Genomic DNA, 18,797 nt, shown 5'->3' with positions numbered 1-18,797 from the left:
CAAGAAGGAAATCCCCGCACAACCTGGGGGTCAAGGGGAAATTGCGGCCCGAAATCCATTCGCAACAAAGCGCCAGAAGCCGCATTCCCGGCGCAATTTTCATGCGCCGAAACAACAGCTTGACGAATGGATGAATCAGGAAAAATGATGGGCCATACCAAAGGCGGCAGAACGCGTGAGATTCCGATGAAAGCTATGTACTACGAGGCCTTCGAGGCCGTGCCCGAGATTCGTACCCTTCCCGATCCCACTCCAAGCGAGGACGGCGTCGTTATCGCTGTCGGCGCGACAGGGCTTTGCCGCAGCGATTGGCATGGCTGGATGGGCCATGATCCCGACATCAAGCTGCCGCATGTGCCCGGCCATGAGCTTGCCGGCAAGGTGGTCGCGGCAGGCCGGGGCGTCGTCCGTTTCAAGGTCGGCGACCGCGTCACCGTGCCCTTCGTTTCCGGCTGCGGCCATTGCGCCGAATGCCATTCCGGCAACCAGCAGGTCTGCCCGAACCAGTTCCAGCCCGGCTTCACCCATTGGGGCTCCTTCGCCGAATATGTGGCGATCGATTATGCCGACACCAATCTGGTGCGCTTGCCGGAGACGATCGACGACGCGACGGCGGCGAGCCTCGGCTGCCGTTTCGCCACCTCCTTTCGCGCCGTCGCCGACCAGGCCAGAACCCGGCCAGGCGAATGGATCGCGGTGCATGGCTGCGGCGGCGTCGGCCTGTCCGCCATCATGATCGCAAGCGCCCTCGGTGCGAATGCCATCGCCATTGATATTTCCGACGAGAAGCTGGCCTTCGCGCGGGAATGCGGCGCGGTGGCGGCGATCAATGCGGCGGGCGTTGCCGATGTCGCGGAGGCCGTGCGCGAGATCACCAAGGGCGGCGCGCATGTGTCGATCGATGCGCTCGGCCATCCCGTCACCTGCTTCAATTCGATCAAGAATCTCCGCCGCCGCGGCCGGCATGTGCAGGTCGGCCTAATGCTCGGCGAGCATGCCGCGCCGCAGATCCCGATGGCGCAGGTGATCGGGCATGAGCTCGAGATTTACGGCAGCCACGGCATGCAGGCCTGGCGTTACGACGCCATGCTGGACATGCTCGCCGCCGGCAAGATCGCCCCGCAAAAGCTGATCGGCCGCAAAATCAGCCTTGAAGAGGCCGTGCCGGCACTGATGGCACTGGACAAGGCGGAAGGCACGGGGATCAGCGTCATTACACGATTTTAGGCCTCCCTCCCCCCTCGGAAGAGGTAGGCGCGAACCGCTCCGCTTTCATTGAACGACGCCATGCCGCTGCTATCTTTGCCGACGGGCAGATATAGGAGGGGAATTCCATGACGGTGCGATTCATCCTATCCATCGACGGCGGCGGTATTCGCGGCCTTATTTCGGCGCTGGTCGTTGCCGAACTCGCCAAGCGGCTGAGCGGCTTGCCGATGCACAAAGCCTTCGATCTGATCGCCGGCACATCGACCGGCGGCATCATCGCAGCCGGGCTCACCTGCCCGCACCCTTCCGGCAACGGCTATGCGGCCTGCATACCGGATGATCTCGTCACGCTCTATGCCAAGGAGGGGCAAGATATTTTCGGCAAGACGCTACTGTCGAAAATCATCAATCTCGGCGGGCTTGCGGAGGAGCGTTACGATGCGACGCCGTTGGAAACGAAGCTGCAGGCGCGGTTAGGAACCGCCGAAATCACCGCCGGACTGACCAAGGTGCTGATCACCGCTTACGACATCAAGGCGCGCCAGGCGCTGATCATGACCAATTCCGACGATGAAAACAGCCATTTCCGCTATTGGCAGGCTTGCCGCGCTACCTCCGCGGCACCGAGCTATTTCGAGCCGGCGCTGATCGAAAACATCGCCAAACCCGCCGACGATCCGAACCGCCTCGTTCCCCTGGTCGATGGCGGCGTTTTCGCCAACGATCCCGTCCTTGCAGCCTATGTCGAAGCTCGCAAGATGGGCTGGGAAAAGGGCCGCGACTCCGTCGTGGTTCTATCGCTCGGCACCGGCCAGCAGAATCGTCCTATCCCCTATCAACAGGCAAAGAGCTGGGGCGCACTTGGCTGGATCAACCCCGCCAACGGCACGCCGCTGATCTCTATCCTCATGCAAGGCCAGGTATCGACCGCCTCCTACGAGGCCAATTCTCTGCTCAACCCCGCCAAGACGAAGATGGTTGATGGCTCGACGCAGGTCACACCGGCCAATGTCGGCAAGCTTGCCTATTTCCGTATCGACGGCCCGCTCATCGGCGCCAATGACGAAATGGACGATGCCTCTGCCGGTAACATCACGGCGCTTACGAACGTCGCCCAACAGCTCATCGCCCGCAATACGGCAGCGCTGGACGAGGTCGCGAAACGCATCCTAGCGGTGAAGGGAAAATAGCAGGCGGTTGGGCCATTTGCCGCATAGGGGCGAGAACTTCGCCTCTGGCGATCTCGCCTTCGAAGTGATCAAACTCGACCCGCGCAAAGTCGACAAGATGCAATCTGATGAAGAGGATAGGATCATGGCGTGGTCTGCCGGACAATATGTGAAGTTCGAGGATGAACGCACGCGCCCGGCGCGCGACCTGCTGGCGCAGGTGCCGTTGGAGCGCATAGATCGCGCCATCGATCTTGGCTGCGGGCCTGGCAATTCGACGGAGCTCATCGTCGAGCGCTACGGTGCCGCCGGCGTCTCCGGCCTCGATAGTGATGAGAATATGCTGGAAGCGGCCCGCAAACGCATGCCCGGCATGGAGTTTCTCAAGGCCGATCTTGCCACCTGGCGGCCGGAAGAACCTGTCGATCTGCTCTTTGCCAACGCCGTCTTCCAATGGCTGCCTGATCATCTCGATATTTTCGAGCGGCTGATGGATGCGCTCAAGCCGGGAGGTGTGCTCGCCATCCAGATGCCGGACAATCTGACCGAACTCAGCCACCTGATGATGGAAGAGACCGCGAAAAACGGCCCGTGGAGCGATGCTTTTGCAAAGAAGAGCGTGCGCCGCAATCCCCTTCCCCCGGCTGATCGGTAAGTCTGCACGCGTCGACCTCTGGCACATCAACTACAATCACCCATTGGAAAATGCCGCCGCCATCGTCGAATGGGTCAAGGGCACGGGCTTGCGCCCCTATCTCGATCACGCCGGCGCCGAACATCGCGATGCTTTTGCGGTCGACTATCTCGCACGCATCGAAAAGGCCTATCCGCCCTTGGTGGACGGCAAAGTCCTGCTGCGGTTTCCGCGGCTGTTCATGATCGCTGTGAAGAAGTAGCGGCCGCCGATGGGATCGTCCATCGGAGCGCAACGCCTTTCGAAAAGCGATTCCGGTTTTCTCGATCTTGGGTTAGAACATCCTCGCCCAGCATCAGCACAACCGGCTGAAGGAGAAGATTCATGTCGTCCAGAAACCTGATCTCCCTATTCCAGACGGAGGCGCATTCATGACCGGATTTACCGTCCCCCCCGCTCCACCGCTGACACTCGTCATCTTCGGTGCAACCGGCGACCTGACGCGCCGGCTGCTGATGCCGACGCTGATCAACATGACCAAGGCCGGCATGTTGGGCGACGATGTGCATGTGCTCGGCGTCAGCATCGAACCCGGCGGCGACGAGTTCCTGGTCGAGCGTCTTGACACCTTCCTCGCCGCGAACGGAATGGAGCAAGCGCAGCAGAGCGACGCCTGGCAGAGGTTGAAGACGCGCATCTCCTATGTTTCCGGAGACTTCACCCAGGGCGCAATCTATGAGGAAATCACCAGGCGCCTGCGGCAGGCGCCGAGCGCCAATGCCGCTTTCTATTTTGCCGTGCAGCCGCGCTTTTTCGGCGACATCACCAGCCGCCTCGCCGAGCATGGGCTTCTTGATGAAACCGCCGGCGTCTTCCGGCGCATCGCCATCGAGAAACCGTTCGGCCATGACCTCGCTTCCGCGCAGATGCTGAACGCGACGCTTCTGCACAGCGCGGATGAGAGCCAAGTTTATCGCATCGACCATTTCCTTGGTAAGGAAACGGTGCAGAACATCATGACGACGCGCTTTGCCAACATGATGATCGAAGCCCTGTGGAACAACAATTACATCGACCATGTGCAGATCACTGCGGCGGAATTGGTGGATGTCGGTACGCGCGGCAAGTTCTACGACGCGACGGGCGCTCTGCGCGATATGGTGCCGAACCATCTGTTCCAGCTTCTTGCCATGGTGGCCATGGAACCGCCGAACAGCTTCGACGCAGAATCCGTCCGCAACGAAAAGGGCAAGGTGCTGAAGGCGCTGCGCCGCTACTCACCGGACGAGGCGGCGAAAAACGCGGTGCGCGGTGCCTATACCGCCGGGCAGCTCGACGGCAAAGATCTGCCGGCCTACATGGAGACGCAGGATGTCGCGCCAGACAGCAATACCGAAACCTATGTGGCGCTGAAACTTTTCGTCGACACCTGGCGCTGGGCAGGCGTGCCCTTCTATCTGCGCACGGGCAAGGCCTTGAGGGCGCGTGACACTGAAGTCGTCATTACCTTCCGACAGGTGCCTTTCGCGCAATTTCCCCGCGTAGCCGCGCGACCGGACTTGCCGCCGAACAAGCTGATCATTCAGGTGCAGCCGAACGAAGGGCTGCAGATGGGAATCTCCATCAAATCGCCGGGGTTGGCATTGAAGACCTCGCCGATCGAGCTCGACTTCCGCTATGCCGACCATTTCGACATTGGTCATCAGACGGGCTATGAATCACTGCTCTACGAACTCTTCGTCGGCGACCAAACCCTGTTCCAGCGCGCCGACAGCATCGAAGCCGGCTGGGCGGCCGTGCAACCTTTCCTCGATCTCTGGGCCGAGGGCAGCAAACCCGACCCTTACGCGCCGGGCAGCATGGGACCGGCCTGTGCGGACGAGCTCATCGGGCGCGACGGCCGCGTCTGGCACAAGATTGGAGACGATTGAGGCGTAAAGGACAGGGCCGCGGGCGCCTATCCTGCGGCAAAGGCTACCTCCAGCCCCTCACCCATGAAGGCGCGGTCTTCAATGCCGCGCTGACCATGGCCGACGCTCCATTGCGCCGGCCAGACCAAACGTTCGAGGCCGGTAGCGGAAGCTCCGTCGAAAGATGTCCATCTGTCATCGCCAAGCATGCGATAGAGCATGCCGCCCGGCCCCATCCCGGCATGCAAGGCGATATCGACATCGAAGTGCTGGCCGAGGGCGAAATCGGGGCCAAACCAGTAGTGCGGACTGCGACCGGGATCGCGGCCAAGGATAAGGGTCAGAGTTTGCCGCGGACCGCGCAAACCGAGCCAGAATGGTGCGATACTGTCGGTATTGAAGGCGGAAAAGAGGGTCTGAGCGGGCGCATGCGCCGTCGTAGGCATAGAGCCCTTTATCCGCAATTCGATGATGCGATCATTGTTCATCGGGCCGGCAAAGCCGGCCAGATGCATCCCCGGCGGCAGGGTTTGCCAGCTCTCGGGATCGGCCGGCTTGAAAGGCCATTGCAATCGTTCACGAACGGCGCCGTTCGTATCCAGCACCTGATAGCGAAAGCTATCCGCATCGAGCGTCGCCTGGATGCAGTGAAGATATTCCACACCCTCCGGCATTCTATGCGCGGTGCCTGCACCGGCCGTACAAAGCTGTAGGACACCGCGGTGAACCTGAACGTCGAAGGCGAGGATGTGGCTGCAGACATAGGCCAGGACGCCTGCTTCGACCAGAATATCCCAAAATCGCTTGGCGTGGTCCGGGCCGATCTCGCGCTGATACGATCCGGAAAATCCGTTGACAGGGAAAACGGGGTGATGGCCGAGGACGATTTTATGAGCGGCATCGCCATGCTTTTTCAGCGTCGCCTCCAGCCACTCCGTCTCGACATGGCCCTCGCCGCCAAGACCGGTCCATAAGGTATGGACGAAGATCAGAAGGAGATCACCGCGACGCACCCAGTAGGACAGGCCTTTCTGACCCGGCGGGCCGTTGTCCGGAAGCCGCAGGACGCTGCGAAAGACCTGCTCGCTCATCTCGTCATAGGTGGTGTGGTTGCCGGTCGTGTGCCAAAGCGGTGTCTTTTGACGATCGAGCCAGCCCATTTCATGCTCGAACCAATGCCGCCATTGCGCCCTCAAAGCCTCCGAATCGGCGGTCAGGCCGATGATCTCGTCGCCTGGAAACAGGATGAATTCCGGCGGCGGATCGAGCCGGCGTAAAACGGCGTTGACGGCGGCAAAAGTCCCCTCATGCAGCGCACCAGGGACGCCGGAACAGGAATCGCCATAGAGTACGAACTGATGACCAGGCCCGTTCGGGCGAAGGGACGGAATGGAGTTTGCGGACATGGGACAGTTTGCAACTTGCTATATGGTCAAACAACAAAGCCCCGCGATTAGACCGCGGGGCTCCTCGTCACAAATGACAGCATATTACAGGAACTGGCTCAATCCCGGCACGGAGTTGACGACCTCATCGACCACTTCATTGCCGGCATGCTCGCGAGCGGTCGCAATGGTTTCCTTGGCGAGCGACGAAATTTCGCCCATGCTGAGACCGCTGCTCATCAGGGATTGGCCGAGCGCCATGAGACCGCCACCGCCGCCAACGGCGCTGAGGAGGCCGCCGAGCAGACCGCCGCCGGAGGTTTCTTCACCATTGTATTGCGCCACCAGATCGGAAGCGCCAGGGATGGATTCGATCATCTTGGTGACCGGGCCATCCGGGGCTTCGCGCTGCAGGAAGCCAAGCATCATGCCAACGGCCTTCTCCGCAATATCGGGGGAAATGCCGGCTTTCGTTGCGATCTGATCAATAATCTCGTTCATTCTGGCCTCCTGCCTGTTACTTATGACGTGAACGTCAACGTAATTGAATGCGCCGACCGACTCAAGTCGGCCGGGTTGTGCACGACTGTACCGGAAGCATCACCATGAAGCGAACGGTTGTCCCCATTCAAGTCTCTTCTTATAACAGCCTCAGGACAAATCAATGAATGGGCCGCTGGCACCCTCGCCCCTCGCAATTCTCGGGGTTGCCGTGCCGCCGCCCAAAGGGAGACGACGCCTGATGCTGCAGCAGGATGGACAGATTTTCGTCGGCGCGAGCCGCAATCCGGACGAGAGCATCAACAAGGACGAGTATCTGACGCTGAAATTCGGCAATCGCCACGGTCTCGTCACCGGCGCGACCGGCACCGGCAAGACAGTGACCCTGCAGGTGCTGGCGGAGGGTTTTTCCAAGGCCGGCGTGCCGGTCTTCTGCGCCGACATCAAGGGCGACCTCTCCGGCATCGCCGCCAAAGGCGAGCCGAAGGATTTCCTTTTGAAGCGTGCCGAGGAGATCGGCCTGAAGCCCTACGAATTCGATCAGTTCCCGGTGATCTTCTGGGATCTCTACGGCGAAAAGGGTCATCGCGTGCGCACCACCATCGCCGAGATGGGGCCGCTGTTGCTGGCACGGCTGATGGACGCCTCGGAAGCGCAGGAAGGCGTGCTCAACATCGCCTTCAAGATTGCCGATGATAATGGTCTGGCGCTGCTCGACCTCAAGGATTTGCAGGCCTTGCTCAACTATATGGGCGACCATGCCAGCGAGCTTTCTAGCCAGTTCGGCCTCATCTCGAAGTCTTCCGTCGGCTCGATCCAGCGGGCTCTGCTGGTTCTGGAGCAGCAAGGAGCGGAAAACTTCTTCGGCGAACCGGCGCTGAAGATTTCCGACATCATGCGCGTCAGCAATGACGGTTACGGGCAAGTTTCGGTGCTTGCCGCCGACAAGCTGATGATGAACCCGCGCCTCTACGCCACCTTCCTGCTGTGGTTGCTTTCCGAACTCTTCGAGGAACTGCCGGAAGTCGGCGATCCTGAAAAGCCGAGGCTGGTGTTCTTCTTCGACGAAGCCCACCTTCTCTTCAACGATGCGCCAAAGGTGCTGATCGAGCGCGTCGAACAGGTCGTGCGCCTGATCCGCTCCAAGGGCGTCGGGGTCTATTTCGTCACACAGAACCCGCTCGACGTGCCGGAAACCGTGCTCGCCCAGCTTGGCAACCGTGTACAGCATGCGCTGCGCGCCTATTCGCCGCGCGAACAAAAGGCAGTCCAGACGGCCGCCGAAACCTTCCGGCCGAACCCCGCCTTCGATTGTGCCGAAGTCATCACCACGCTCGGCACCGGCGAAGCGCTGGTCTCCATGCTCGAAGGCAAGGGAGCGCCCTCGATCGTCGAACGCACCTTGATCCGGCCGCCGTCGGGCCGCATCGGCCCGGTCACCGACACCGAGCGCCTGGCCATCATCAATGCCAGCCCGGTTGCCGGCCTCTATGACGAGACGGTCGACCGCGAATCCGCCTTCGAAATCCTCACCGCCCGCGCCCGCAAGGCCGCCGAGCAGGATGCTGCAAAACAAAACGACGGAAGCGCCGGCGGCCGCTGGACGCTCCCCGGCTTCGGTGGCGACGACAACAAGCCGGCAAGCCGCGGCCGTGCCGGCTACCAGCGCGAGACGATCATGGAAGCGGCGATGAAGAGCGTCGCGCGCACGGTCGCGACGCAGGTTGGCCGGGCGCTGGTGAGAGGGATTTTGGGAAGCTTGAAGCGGTAGTTAAGACCCCTTCTCCCCGTGGGGAGAAGGGGAAGACCTTACCGCGCCGGTGCAACGAGCGAGAAGAACGCGCCTTGCGGGTCGGTGCATTGGACGATCCAGCTACCGCCGGGGACTTCCATCGGGCCGTTGACGACCTTGCCGCCGGCTTCGTTGACGCGGCCAATGGCAGCATCGATTGCCGAGACATTGAAATAGAAGTTCCAGGCGGCCATCTGCATTTCCGCCGGCTTGGTCATGATGCCGCCGAAGTCGCGGTCACCGATCTTGAAGATCTTGTAGGTGCCCATCGGCCCCATGTCGAAATCGGAGCTCGATTCCCAGCCGAACATGTCGCAATAGAAGTCAAAGGCTTTCGGACCGTCGCCAGAATAGAGTTCGTGCCAGCCGACATAGCCGGGAGCATTGGGTTCCGACGGCTCCCAGCCCTCACTGGGCAGTGGCGTGAAGATGCAGAAGGCGGCGCCATAGGGATCGGCGACGACGGCGAAACGGCCGACACCCGGAATGTCTCCCGGCTCGCGATAGACCTTGCCGCCCTTAGCGGCGATCGTCTTGGCCGCTTCGTCGACGTTCGGCACGCTGATATAGCCGGTCCAGCAGGGCGGCGTGCCCATGGCCTTGGCCTCGTCCGGCAGGATCATCATGCCGGCGATCGGGCCGGCGCCGGCGCTGAACAGAGTATAGGCCATCTCGATATCCGGCATGCCGGCATCCTTGGCGTCCCAGCCGACAACCTTGCGGTAGAAGGCCTCTCCCGCGGCCATATCGGTGGTCATGAGTTCGTACCAGACAAAATATCCCTTCGCAGCCATTTTAGATCTCCCTATTGCTTGCGGCGGTGATTGGCGATCATGAATTCCTTCCAGCTTCAGTCCGGCTGGCACGAGGAAAAGATGCGTTCATTGTCGTCGATAAGTGTGATGCCTTCACGATAGCTGGCCGACTGCAGGAGTGTGCTCTTCCGTCAGTTCCGCCCTCATCGCGTCTCTCCTTGGCGATTGGCCAAGCCCTATACCCCGTAGTGCTCTAAACACGGCACTTCGGATCTTGTTCCCACGCGATTTCCAGGAAAGCCGCGCAGCCTACGCTGTCATGCTCAGTGGCAGCACGATTGCGCCTTTGGGGCCTCCTCATATTCATCGTGGCGGCGCACGAAATCCATGGTTCGGCCTTCGTTGCGGCCCTTGGGCGCGCGGTCGAGGATCATCAATGTCCCGATCAGCTCTTCCGGGCCGCGGGCGTAGCTGGAATAGGTATGGAAGACATTGCCCACCTCGTCCTTATAGAAGGCGCTGAGGCCCGGTAGCTCGTCATGACCCTCGGACCGGTCCATGTCGGTGAAATTGTAGAACACCGTCTCGCCAGCGAGTTGATCTTCGGAAAACGAGACGTGGTAATCGAAATTGAAGTCATTGGCGAAGGAGGAGACCCAGGGAAACTCCCAGCCCATGCGCTTCTTGTAGGCTTCCACCTTCTCGATCGGCGCACGGGACACGGCAACGAGGGTGACGTCGTGGTGATTGAGATGTGGCAGCGCACCGTCGAAATGATCGGCGAGGAACGAACAACCGGGACATCCGGCCTCCCAATTCGGGCCGAGCATGAAGTGATAGACGATGAGTTGACTGCGCCCATCGAAGAGTTCCGCAAGCGATTTCCTGCCCGTGGGCGTGTCGAAAACATAATCCTTGTCGACCTTGACCCAAGGCAGCGCCAAGCGTTCGGCGTTGACATGGTCACGCAGATGCGTCGCTTCCTTTTCCTTGGCTAGCAGCTCGCGGCGGGCCTCCAGCCACACCTCGCGTGAGACGATTTGGTTCATTGCCCGCGCCCTCCTCCGGCGTTCACATCGTACCAAAACTTGACAAATAGATTGATATCAATATTACTAAACCATGTCAAACGTGATTGAGATTCCTTTCGAGACAACACTACTGGTGCGCGATACTTGCCTTTGCCTGCATGTGCAGCGCGCCGCTCGGGCCTTGGCGCGCCGTTTCGACGAGGCACTGAGGCCGCTCGGGCTCACCAACGGCCAGTTTTCTCTGATGATGTCGCTAAACAGGCCGGAGCCTGCGGCCATGGGGCCGGTCGCAACCCTTCTCGCAATAGACCAGACGACACTGACAGCGGCCTTAAAACCGCTGACACGGCGGGGCTGGGTGACCATTCTGCCCAATCCCCGGGATCGCCGAGCCCGGTTGCTCAGCCTGACGCCGACGGGCAAAGCGGTGCTTGCGGCGGCCGTGCCGATCTGGAAGGTGACGCATGCCGAGGTGGAGACAAGATTGCCCGACGGCAATGCTGAGCGGTTGCGGCAGGATCTGCTGGCGCTGTCTTAAGCGCTATTTCGCATACGGGGATCGGCGCCAAAATCGCTGCGCGCAAAACCGATACGGCTTTTCGGGAAATCGCAGAGTGCCTGAACGCCGGCGGGCGACAGCCGGATGCGCCAGGTCTGGCGTTCAACGGGTTCTCGCGCAGCGAAGGCATGGGCCGTTAGAAGCGCAAGATTCTTCCCGCCCTGGGAATCCCTAACGGAGCGGTAGAGGATTGCCTGGATGCCCCCTGCCCGCGCTGCGTCGGCAAGAGACTGGCAAGCTTCGTAGCTGACAGGATCGCTCCAGGCCTCGCGATCCCGATCCAACGGCGAATGGGTGAGATCGATCGCCTGCTCGGTGGCTATTGCGGCGGCGAAGGCGGTATATTCCGCGGCATTGGCGGGCAACGGCGTCTCCGGAGAATCGGCAAAGAAAAGCAGCCTGTAAAAGCTCATTTCAGCCAGCGCCGTTTCGACCCGTTCGGAAGCATAGAAGACGCCTAGAGTACGCCCCGCCCGTCTGAAGCGTGAGCCGTGAGGATAGACCGCTCCATAGCGGAAAGGGGTCGCCAAGAGGTAGTCCAGGCCGATGCATTCTGGCGGTAGCGCCGGCTTGCTCTCCTCCAGCAGATGTTCGAGAAGCGCCTGCTCTTCCAGCGTATCGACCAGTTTCAACGTCGAGACCTGATGCTGCGCCTCCACCAGCCGCCAATAGCGGCCGGAAATCGACCGAGCCTCAGACGAGAGCGCGGCGGGCGTCCAGATAGGCAAGGACATCGGTCAATCCGGAAATGGAGGTGATTTTTTCGAGCGGCGTCGCGCCGAAGGCGAGATTGACATTGCGCAGCCATTGCCGCGCCACGGCCTCATCGCCGCCGACGATGGCATCGAGCGAGCGAAACAGGCGCACGAAAAGAACGGCGAGTTCAAATGGTTTGCTATGCCGCTCCAAAAGATGATCCTGCCGCTTCATGCGCGACACCGTCGCTTCCGAAACGCCGATGACGGCAGCGAGCATGCGCGCGTTCAACCCCAGCCGATCCGCGGCATTAACGACCGCCTTGGTGATGACCAGGGCCTCACCCGGATTTGCATGACTGATCGCTTGAGCATGTATCATGGCGACATCCTTTCCCAAGAAAGTATATAGCAAATTTCTTGCAAAAGAAAAGGAGCGACATGCACCGAAATGCCTATCGCTCCTTTTGTCGCATCCGTTCCGTCAGTTCGGAAGATGGAAAAGCCTATTCTCAGGCAACCGTGACCGGCACTTCCGTGGAGGTGCGCATGGCATGGCTATAGGGGCAGACGATGTGAGCGGCAGCGGCGAGCTTTTCAGCTTCGGCCTTGTCCATGCCGGGAATATGAACCGACAGCGAGACTTCGATGCCGAAGCCGGTGCCATCCGCACGCGGCCCGATGCCGACCGTTGCCGTCACCTTGGCGTCTTCCGGAATCTTGACCTTCTGCTGACCCGCAACAAATTTCAGGGCGCCCAGAAAGCAGGCGGAATAGCCCGCAGCGAAGAGCTGCTCAGGATTGGTGCCGGTAGCGCCGTCACCGCCGAGCTCCTTCGGCACGGTCAGGGTAACGTCAAGAACGCCGTTTTCAGAAACGGCGTGGCCCGCACGGCCGCCGGTGGCAGAAGCCTTGGTGGTGTAGAGGATAGGCATGTCAGATCTCCTTTGCGAGTTGGATGAAGACTGTATATAACGCGATTTAATCGTGCGCAATATATTTTTGTAATTTGATTTTGAAAAATGAACCTGTGACAATGAGATCAACAAGAAACTGGCGGGAGCAGCGATGACGGACGAGGTGCAGGAGCGGGCAATCCCGGATGAGGAAAAGCGGCTGGAACGGCAGCTTTGTTTTGCCGTCTACGCAACTGCCCATGCCTTCAACCGCGCCTACAAACCGATCCTCGATCGTGTCGGCCTGACCTATCCGCAATATCTGGTGATGCTGGTGCTCTGGGAAAAGGGCTGCTTACCGGTCAAGACCATCGGCGAGCAGCTTGACCTCGATTCGGGCACGCTGTCACCGCTGTTGAAACGCCTCGAGCAAGCCGGCCTGATCGGCCGCGTGCGCGACCCAAAGGACGAACGGCAGGTCATCGTTTCATTGACGGAAAAGGGCACCGGCATGAAATGCCAGGTCGCTACGATCATGGCCGCCATCGGCGAAGCCGTCGGCTGCGACATGGATGAAATGGCCAGTCTGCGCGACCGACTGCAGCGGTTGAGAGCGAATTTAACGGCCGAATGAGCCGTTAAATTCCACTCGTCAACAACATGTCCAAAACTTAGGCCTGCGTGACCAGGATCGGCGCGCGTTCCGGCACACGGTCATAGAGATCGATGACGTCCTGATTGAGCAGGCGGACACAGCCCGAGGACACCGCCTTGCCGATGGAGCGCCAATCGGGATTGCCGTGCAGACGGTAGAGCGAATCCTGCTTGTCCTCGAAAATATAAAGCGCGCGCGCCCCGAGCGGATTCTTCAGGCCAGGTTCCATGCCGCCGTTGGCGATGGAATATTTAACGAGTTCCGGCTGGCGGGCGACCATTTCGTCCGGCGGGTTCCAGCGCGGCCACTTCTTGCGCCACTGGATGACACCGCGGCCCTGCCAGGCAAAACCTTCGCGGCCGACGCCGATACCATAGCGCATAGCCGTGCCGCCCGGCTCGGTAACATAAAGGAAGCGCTCGCGCGTGTTGACGACGACAGTACCCGGCGGCTCGCCGGTCGGATCGACAACGCGCTGACGATAATATTTCGGATCGATCTGCTGATAGGGTATCGCCGGAAGATGGAAGCCGCCGTCATCCATAGCCGCATAGATTACGGCCGGGTCCGGCTGCTCGCCATTATAGCTGGAAAGCCAACTGCCGACGGGGCGATAGGTCGAACCGCTGTACTGCACCGGGCTGACGATCGGGTTGCTTTCGACCGTGGAAGCGCAGCCGGCGAGCGTCGAAACGGCGCCGATGCCCGCAAGGGCGAGGAAATTTCGTCGGGAAAGAGAAGAAGGCAGGCTCATGTCGACAGCATCATTCCTGTTGGAAGCGGAAACCCGAACCAACCCGATTCGGTTCCCGGCTAGATTCGCAGAGACAGGAATAAAACTAAAGAGCGCAGTGCAGCCCGGCTATCGCACTTATGCAACATCACGAAAATTTGTTGCAATCTGTCACTACTGAACGACAACTTCCGCCTTTGCCGACACACGATTGAAGAGATCGATCACATCCTGGTTCAGCATGCGTACGCAACCGGATGACGCCTGCTTGCCGATCGACTGCCAATCCGGCGTGCCGTGAATGCGATAGAGCGTATCCCTGCCATTCTGGAAGATATAGAGCGCGCGGGCGCCGAGGGGATTGGTCGGCCCGGGATTCATACCGCCGCGTTGGGCCGAAACCGGCTTGATCTCCGGTTCGCGGGCCACCATTTCGCTTGGCGGCGTCCAGCGCGGCCATTTCTGTTTCCACTGGATGACGCCTCTGCCATGCCAGGCATAACCGGCCGCGCCAAGGCCAACGCCATAACGCATCGCCCTGCCGCCCGGCTCGACGAAATAGAGATAGTGCCCCCTCGTGTCGATGACGATCGTGCCGGGTCTTTCATTGGTCCGGTAGTCCACTTCCTGACGCAGAAAACGCGGGTCTATCCGCTTGTAGGGGATCGCCGGCAGGGTGAAATCGTCTTCACTCTTCTGCGCGTACATGGCCTGATGCACCGGATTGGACGTCGGCAGGCCATAGGTCTGATTGAATTGCGAGCGGAAAAGGTCGCGCGCCTGCGGCACTGGCTGTACCGGAAGGCGCCCCACCTTCTGCGGATCGATGCCTTCAGGCTGATAGAAGATGGGCGCGGTTTCCTGAGCAAATCGATCGGGATCGGTCGCCCCGGTATCGGGAATAATGCTGCAGCCGGAGAGCGCAGCAAGAGCGGCGACAGCGAGCAGGCGACGGGAAGCGGGCAAGAGATCGGCCATCATCGGGAACCAGTTGAATACGGATCGGTCAACCACATGATGACCGGCGCGGCTGGCGCGAACCTGGCGTCGAAGGCGAAGATATTGCGGCATCTGGCCAAACTTCTGTTTTACCTTGCCCTGGCTTGGGTTAGACCATGGGGACGGAGGATAGCATGAATATCGACAGTCTCGACCCGAACGTTTTTGCTCCGGCAAGTCGTGCGGCATGGCTCAAGCTGGTGGACCGGGCGCTGAAGGGCGCAGACTTCCAGGAGGCGCTGGTATCGCGAACGGATGACGGCATCGCGATCGAGCCGCTCTATGCCCGTCGCTCCGATACCACACCATTGGCCCGCCGCCATATCGACCGTCCTTGGATCGTCAGCCAGCGTATGGATGATCCGGATATCGAGCGCGCTTTCACCCAACTCGACGAGGATATCGCCAACGGGGCTAGCGGCGTCAACCTGATCTCAAAAGCCAGCCCTTCGGCCTTTGGTGTCGGCATCGACGCAGACATCGAGGCGTTTGCAGCAAGATTGGCGGCTTCGGTTTCAGGCAACGCCGTCTCGCTGCGCCTTGACGGCCTCTCGCCGGCTTTTGCCGCAGCACTGGCGTCGGCATTCGCGACAAGCCAGCATCTCCCGACCATGCATTTCGGCCTCGACGTTTTCGCCTCCAAAGGCATGGCACAGGAGATGACGGAGAGCTTCCGGCGCCTGCGCGATACCGGTTTTGCTGGAACCCTCGTCAATGCCGACGGTCGTGCCGTGCACAATGCCGGCGGAACGGAGGCCCAGGAACTGGCCGTCATGGCGGCGGCGCTCGTCGGCCATCTGAAACTATTGGATCAGGCGAGCATCGCACCGGAGGCGACCCTGAACGCGGCGAGTCTCTGTCTGTCTGCCGATCAGAACCAATTCGTCACCATGGCGAAAGCGCGCGCCGCACGCATGATCTTTGCCCGCATCGCGGAGGTCTGCGGCATTTCCCACCCGCCGACGGCCCATCTCTACATGGAAACGAGCTACCGCATGCTTACCCGGCTCGACCCGGAAACCAACATCTTGCGCAACACGATAGCCGTCTTCTCTGCCGGCACCGGGGGCGCCGACGAGATTTCCGTGCTGCCGCATAGCTTGACCCATGGCATTCCCGATCCGCTGGCGCGGCGTCTGGCGCGCAATACGCAGACCGTCCTGATTGCCGAAAGCCATCTCGACCACGTCGTCGACCCGGCCGCCGGGGCCGGCGGGATCGAGGCGCTGACCGAGACTTTGGCGGAAAAGGCCTGGGAGATTTTCGTGGGCATCGAGCGGAATGGCGGGCTTGCGGAGATTATCGCCAGTGGCCGCTTGGCGGCGATGGTGGCCGAGGCGAAAACGAACCGTGCGGCGAAGCCGATTGTGGGGACGACATTGTTTGCTGCGAAGGCAGAGCGGTCGGTAGTTATCCTGGGAGAATTAGGGCCCGTGGCGGAGTGCATGGGGTTGGCACCAGTGCGACTGGATGAGGTGGCGGCATGATGGCGGCTGTGGAATTTGCGGGAAGTGCACACACCCCTCTGTCACTTCGTGACATCTCCCCCACAAGGGGGGAGATCGTTTGGAGTTTGACGCGCCGTTCGACGGCACAACAAAACTTTATTTCAACAGATTCGATGTTTGTTTCGGGTAAGAGGGCGCCACGCGCTACCGATCTCCCCCCTTGTGGGGGAGATGTCACGACAGTGACAGAGGCGGGTGGCGCAAGCGCGGCATATGCGGAGGTATCGGCCCCATGACCTCCATCCCCGATTTCGCGACCATCCCTTGGGCAAAACCCCAAGCCACGACGCCGAAAACCGGCGCCCCAGCTTGGCAGACCCCGGAAGACATCGCCGTCAAGCGCATCTACGACACGGCCGACCTTGCCGGCCTGAATTTCCTCGACACCTATCCCGGCGCTGCTCCCTTCGTCCGCGGCCCCTATCCGACCATGTATGTCCAGCAACCCTGGACCATCCGGCAATATGCGGGCTTTTCCACCGCCGAGGAATCGAACGCCTTTTACCGCCGCAATCTCGCGGCCGGCCAGAAGGGCCTTTCCGTCGCCTTCGATCTTGCCACCCATCGCGGCTATGACAGCGACCATCCGCGCGTTGCCGGCGATGTCGGCATGGCGGGCGTGGCGATCGATTCCATTCTCGACATGCGCCAGCTTTTCGATGGCATCCCGCTTGGTGAGATGAGCGTGTCGATGACCATGAACGGCGCGGTGCTGCCGGTGATGGCGCTTTATATCGTCGCCGCCGAGGAGCAAGGCGTTTCCGAGGACAAGCTCTCGGGCACGATCCAGAACGACATCCTCAAGGAGTTCATGGTCCGCAATACCTATATCTATCCGCCGCAGCCCTCGATGCGGATCGTGTCGGACATTTTCAGCTATACCAGCCAGCGGATGCCGAAATTCAATTCGATCTCGATTTCCGGCTACCATATGCAGGAGGCCGGTGCGACGGCGGATCTGGAGCTCGCCTATACGATCGCCGACGGCATCGAATATGCCCGTGCCGGGGTGGCCGCCGGGCTGGATATCGACAGTTTCGCACCGCGCCTCTCCTTCTTCTGGGCGGTCGGCATGAACTTCTTCATGGAAGTCGCCAAGATGCGTGCCGCACGGTTGATCTGGGCCGCGTTGATGCAGAAGAACTTTGCGCCGAAGGGTGGGAAGTCGCTCGCGCTTCGCACCCACAGCCAGACCTCTGGCTGGTCGTTGACGGCGCAGGATCCGATGAACAATATCATCCGCACCATGGTCGAAGCCATGGCGGCGACGCAGGGCCATACCCAGTCCCTGCACACCAATTCCTTCGACGAAGCGCTTGCTCTGCCGACGGATCATTCGGCCCGCATCGCCCGCAACACACAGATCCTGCTGCAGAAGGAATCCGGCACGACCGGGATCATCGATCCCTGGGGCGGCTCGGCTTATGTCGAGCGGCTGACGCATGATCTGGCAGCCCGCGCGCTTACCCATATCGAAGAGGTCGAAGCGCTGGGCGGCATGGCCAAGGCGATCGAAAAGGGCATTCCGAAGCTCCGGATCGAAGAGGCGGCCGCTCGCACGCAGGCGCGTATCGACAGCGGCCACCAGACCGTGGTCGGCGTCAATTTCTCGCGACCTGAACAGGATATCGAAGTCGACGTGCTGAAGGTGGACAATTCCGAAGTCCGCGCCCGCCAGCTTTCGAAACTGCAGCAATTGAAGGGCACGCGTGAGACGGCAGCGGTGGAGACCGCTTTGGAGGCCCTAACCGCAGCCGCGCGCAACGGCACCGGTAATCTCCTGGATTTCGCCGTGAAGGCAGCGCGAGCGAGAGCGACGGTCGGCGAAATCTCGCTGGCGCTGGAAAAGGCCTACGGCCGGCATGTTGCGGAGATCAGAACCATATCCGGCGTCTACCGCAAGGAAGTCGGCAATGCCGATCCTCTGTTCAACAAAGCGATTGCCAAGGTGGAAGCTTTTCGCAAGGCGAAGGGCGAGAAGCCCCGCATCCTCGTCGCCAAGATGGGGCAGGATGGACACGACCGCGGGCAGAAGGTCATCGCCACAGCCTTCGCCGATCTCGGCTTCGATGTCATCGTCGGTGCGATGTTTCAGACGCCGGAGGAAGTGGCAGATCTCGCGGTTCGGGAAGGCGCCGACATCATCGGCGCGTCATCACTTGCCGCCGGTCATCTGACGCTGGTGCCGGAACTCAAGGAAGCGCTGACCCGCCGCCATGCCGGCCGCATCCTCATCGCCGTCGGCGGCGTCATCCCACCCCAGGATTTCGCTGCATTGGAAACCGCCGGAGCGGACGCGATTTTCCCGCCGGGAACGGTGATTGCAGAGGCGGCGGCGGCCTTGGTCGATCGGCTGATGCGCTGAT

17 protein-coding genes and 1 pseudogene are annotated in these 18,797 nt (G+C 60.8%); 9 read left to right on the top strand and 9 right to left on the bottom strand.

Annotated elements, in window-relative coordinates:
* The first annotated feature begins 186 nt into the window (after positions 1-186).
* From QD357_RS16595 to zwf, 4 genes and pseudogenes are all read left to right on the top strand, one after another.
* Positions 187-1,227, top strand: a complete 1,041-nt coding sequence (locus QD357_RS16595; RefSeq protein ID WP_107107503.1) for a zinc-dependent alcohol dehydrogenase family protein — start codon at positions 187-189, stop codon at positions 1,225-1,227.
* Positions 1,228-1,334: 107 nt separating this feature from the next.
* Positions 1,335-2,399: a patatin-like phospholipase family protein gene (locus QD357_RS16590; RefSeq protein WP_414124616.1), complete on the top strand. Its 1,065-nt coding sequence runs from the start codon at positions 1,335-1,337 to the stop codon at positions 2,397-2,399.
* A gap of 124 nt (positions 2,400-2,523) precedes the next feature.
* A pseudogene (gene tam / locus QD357_RS16585) lies at positions 2,524-3,274 on the top strand (trans-aconitate 2-methyltransferase).
* A gap of 169 nt (positions 3,275-3,443) precedes the next feature.
* On the top strand, positions 3,444-4,943 hold the full coding sequence (gene zwf, locus QD357_RS16580; protein ID WP_107107457.1) for a glucose-6-phosphate dehydrogenase: 1,500 nt from the start codon (positions 3,444-3,446) through the stop codon (positions 4,941-4,943).
* A 26-nt stretch (positions 4,944-4,969) separates the two neighbouring features.
* Here zwf and QD357_RS16575 read toward each other — a convergent pair whose 3' ends face one another.
* Both QD357_RS16575 and QD357_RS16570 read right to left on the bottom strand, forming a co-directional pair.
* Positions 4,970-6,328 carry a metallophosphoesterase family protein gene (locus QD357_RS16575; RefSeq protein WP_107107456.1) on the bottom strand — a complete coding sequence of 453 codons (1,359 nt, stop codon included), beginning with the start codon at positions 6,326-6,328 and terminating at the stop codon, positions 4,970-4,972.
* 84 nt (positions 6,329-6,412) lie between these two features.
* Positions 6,413-6,808: a hypothetical protein gene (locus QD357_RS16570; RefSeq protein WP_107107455.1), complete on the bottom strand. Its 396-nt coding sequence runs from the start codon at positions 6,806-6,808 to the stop codon at positions 6,413-6,415.
* A 241-nt stretch (positions 6,809-7,049) separates the two neighbouring features.
* Between QD357_RS16570 and QD357_RS16565 the strand changes: the two genes are divergently transcribed.
* Positions 7,050-8,579, top strand: a complete 1,530-nt coding sequence (locus tag QD357_RS16565) for a helicase HerA-like C-terminal domain-containing protein (RefSeq protein ID WP_107107454.1) — start codon at positions 7,050-7,052, stop codon at positions 8,577-8,579.
* A gap of 38 nt (positions 8,580-8,617) precedes the next feature.
* Here the strand turns inward: QD357_RS16565 and QD357_RS16560 are convergent, their stop codons facing one another.
* Positions 8,618-9,394 (bottom strand): VOC family protein, encoded by a 777-nt coding sequence (locus QD357_RS16560; RefSeq protein WP_107107453.1) that lies wholly within the window; start codon positions 9,392-9,394, stop codon positions 8,618-8,620.
* Between the two features lie 284 nt (positions 9,395-9,678).
* On the bottom strand, positions 9,679-10,404 hold the full coding sequence (locus tag QD357_RS16555; RefSeq protein WP_107107452.1) for a DUF899 domain-containing protein: 726 nt from the start codon (positions 10,402-10,404) through the stop codon (positions 9,679-9,681).
* A gap of 73 nt (positions 10,405-10,477) precedes the next feature.
* Between QD357_RS16555 and QD357_RS16550 the strand changes: the two genes are divergently transcribed.
* Positions 10,478-10,924, top strand: coding sequence for a MarR family winged helix-turn-helix transcriptional regulator (locus QD357_RS16550; RefSeq protein ID WP_107107451.1), 447 nt, complete (start codon positions 10,478-10,480; stop codon positions 10,922-10,924).
* Here QD357_RS16550 and QD357_RS16545 read toward each other — a convergent pair.
* The 3 genes from QD357_RS16545 to QD357_RS16535 all read right to left on the bottom strand — a co-directional run bounded on the left by QD357_RS16545 (position 10,921) and on the right by QD357_RS16535 (position 12,575).
* A complete protein-coding gene (locus QD357_RS16545; protein ID WP_107107450.1) occupies positions 10,921-11,679 on the bottom strand; it encodes an RES family NAD+ phosphorylase in 759 nt (252 codons plus the stop codon). The two genes, QD357_RS16550 and QD357_RS16545, sit on opposite strands and share 4 nt — an antisense overlap.
* Positions 11,639-12,022 (bottom strand): MbcA/ParS/Xre antitoxin family protein, encoded by a 384-nt coding sequence (locus tag QD357_RS16540; protein ID WP_107107449.1) that lies wholly within the window; start codon positions 12,020-12,022, stop codon positions 11,639-11,641. Before QD357_RS16540 ends, QD357_RS16545 begins: the two co-directional genes overlap by 41 nt.
* Before the next feature lie 130 nt (positions 12,023-12,152).
* Positions 12,153-12,575, bottom strand: a complete 423-nt coding sequence (locus tag QD357_RS16535) for an organic hydroperoxide resistance protein (protein WP_107107448.1) — start codon at positions 12,573-12,575, stop codon at positions 12,153-12,155.
* A 133-nt stretch (positions 12,576-12,708) separates the two neighbouring features.
* Here QD357_RS16535 and QD357_RS16530 point away from each other — a divergent pair, with 133 nt between their 5' ends.
* Positions 12,709-13,170, top strand: a complete 462-nt coding sequence (locus QD357_RS16530) for a MarR family winged helix-turn-helix transcriptional regulator (protein ID WP_107107447.1) — start codon at positions 12,709-12,711, stop codon at positions 13,168-13,170.
* Between the two features lie 37 nt (positions 13,171-13,207).
* On the opposite strand, the gene QD357_RS16525 is transcribed toward QD357_RS16530, so the two are convergent.
* Positions 13,208-13,945 carry a L,D-transpeptidase family protein gene (locus tag QD357_RS16525; protein ID WP_107107446.1) on the bottom strand — a complete coding sequence of 246 codons (738 nt, stop codon included), beginning with the start codon at positions 13,943-13,945 and terminating at the stop codon, positions 13,208-13,210.
* A gap of 153 nt (positions 13,946-14,098) precedes the next feature.
* The gene (locus QD357_RS16520; protein ID WP_107107502.1) at positions 14,099-14,902 is read right to left on the bottom strand and encodes a L,D-transpeptidase; all 804 of its coding nucleotides are present in this window, start codon (positions 14,900-14,902) and stop codon (positions 14,099-14,101) included.
* A 155-nt stretch (positions 14,903-15,057) separates the two neighbouring features.
* Between QD357_RS16520 and QD357_RS16515 the strand changes: the two genes are divergently transcribed.
* Together QD357_RS16515 and scpA are read left to right on the top strand one after the other, a co-directional pair.
* Positions 15,058-16,410 carry a methylmalonyl-CoA mutase family protein gene (locus QD357_RS16515; protein ID WP_414124615.1) on the top strand — a complete coding sequence of 451 codons (1,353 nt, stop codon included), beginning with the start codon at positions 15,058-15,060 and terminating at the stop codon, positions 16,408-16,410.
* 253 nt (positions 16,411-16,663) lie between these two features.
* On the top strand, positions 16,664-18,796 hold the full coding sequence (gene scpA, locus QD357_RS16510) for a methylmalonyl-CoA mutase (protein WP_107107444.1): 2,133 nt from the start codon (positions 16,664-16,666) through the stop codon (positions 18,794-18,796).
* Position 18,797: the final 1 nt, after the last annotated feature.

Origin of the sequence: Rhizobium sp. BR 317 (genome assembly GCF_047445835.1) — a bacterium.
Lineage (GTDB): Bacteria > Pseudomonadota > Alphaproteobacteria > Rhizobiales > Rhizobiaceae > Rhizobium > Rhizobium paranaense.
The sequence above is the reverse complement of the archived record's forward strand: the minus strand, read 5'-3'. Positions and strand labels throughout refer to the sequence as shown.

Bases quoted from the DNA above. Each gene is read 5' to 3' on its own strand.
- QD357_RS16590 (WP_414124616.1), top strand. From the start codon at position 1,335: ATGACGGTGCGATTCATCCTATCCATCGACGGCGGCGGTATTCGCGGC.
- QD357_RS16550 (WP_107107451.1), top strand. From the start codon at position 10,478: ATGTCAAACGTGATTGAGATTCCTTTCGAGACAACACTACTGGTGCGC.
- QD357_RS16535 (WP_107107448.1), bottom strand. From the start codon at position 12,575: ATGCCTATCCTCTACACCACCAAGGCTTCTGCCACCGGCGGCCGTGCG.
- scpA (WP_107107444.1), top strand. From the start codon at position 16,664: ATGACCTCCATCCCCGATTTCGCGACCATCCCTTGGGCAAAACCCCAA.
- QD357_RS16565 (WP_107107454.1), top strand. From the start codon at position 7,050: ATGCTGCAGCAGGATGGACAGATTTTCGTCGGCGCGAGCCGCAATCCG.
- QD357_RS16595 (WP_107107503.1), top strand. From the start codon at position 187: ATGAAAGCTATGTACTACGAGGCCTTCGAGGCCGTGCCCGAGATTCGT.
- QD357_RS16555 (WP_107107452.1), bottom strand. From the start codon at position 10,404: ATGAACCAAATCGTCTCACGCGAGGTGTGGCTGGAGGCCCGCCGCGAG.
- QD357_RS16520 (WP_107107502.1), bottom strand. From the start codon at position 14,902: ATGGCCGATCTCTTGCCCGCTTCCCGTCGCCTGCTCGCTGTCGCCGCT.
- QD357_RS16545 (WP_107107450.1), bottom strand. From the start codon at position 11,679: ATGTCCTTGCCTATCTGGACGCCCGCCGCGCTCTCGTCTGAGGCTCGG.
- QD357_RS16560 (WP_107107453.1), bottom strand. From the start codon at position 9,394: ATGGCTGCGAAGGGATATTTTGTCTGGTACGAACTCATGACCACCGAT.
- QD357_RS16540 (WP_107107449.1), bottom strand. From the start codon at position 12,022: ATGATACATGCTCAAGCGATCAGTCATGCAAATCCGGGTGAGGCCCTG.
- QD357_RS16575 (WP_107107456.1), bottom strand. From the start codon at position 6,328: ATGTCCGCAAACTCCATTCCGTCCCTTCGCCCGAACGGGCCTGGTCAT.
- QD357_RS16530 (WP_107107447.1), top strand. From the start codon at position 12,709: ATGACGGACGAGGTGCAGGAGCGGGCAATCCCGGATGAGGAAAAGCGG.
- QD357_RS16525 (WP_107107446.1), bottom strand. From the start codon at position 13,945: ATGAGCCTGCCTTCTTCTCTTTCCCGACGAAATTTCCTCGCCCTTGCG.
- zwf (WP_107107457.1), top strand. From the start codon at position 3,444: ATGACCGGATTTACCGTCCCCCCCGCTCCACCGCTGACACTCGTCATC.
- QD357_RS16570 (WP_107107455.1), bottom strand. From the start codon at position 6,808: ATGAACGAGATTATTGATCAGATCGCAACGAAAGCCGGCATTTCCCCC.
- QD357_RS16515 (WP_414124615.1), top strand. From the start codon at position 15,058: ATGAATATCGACAGTCTCGACCCGAACGTTTTTGCTCCGGCAAGTCGT.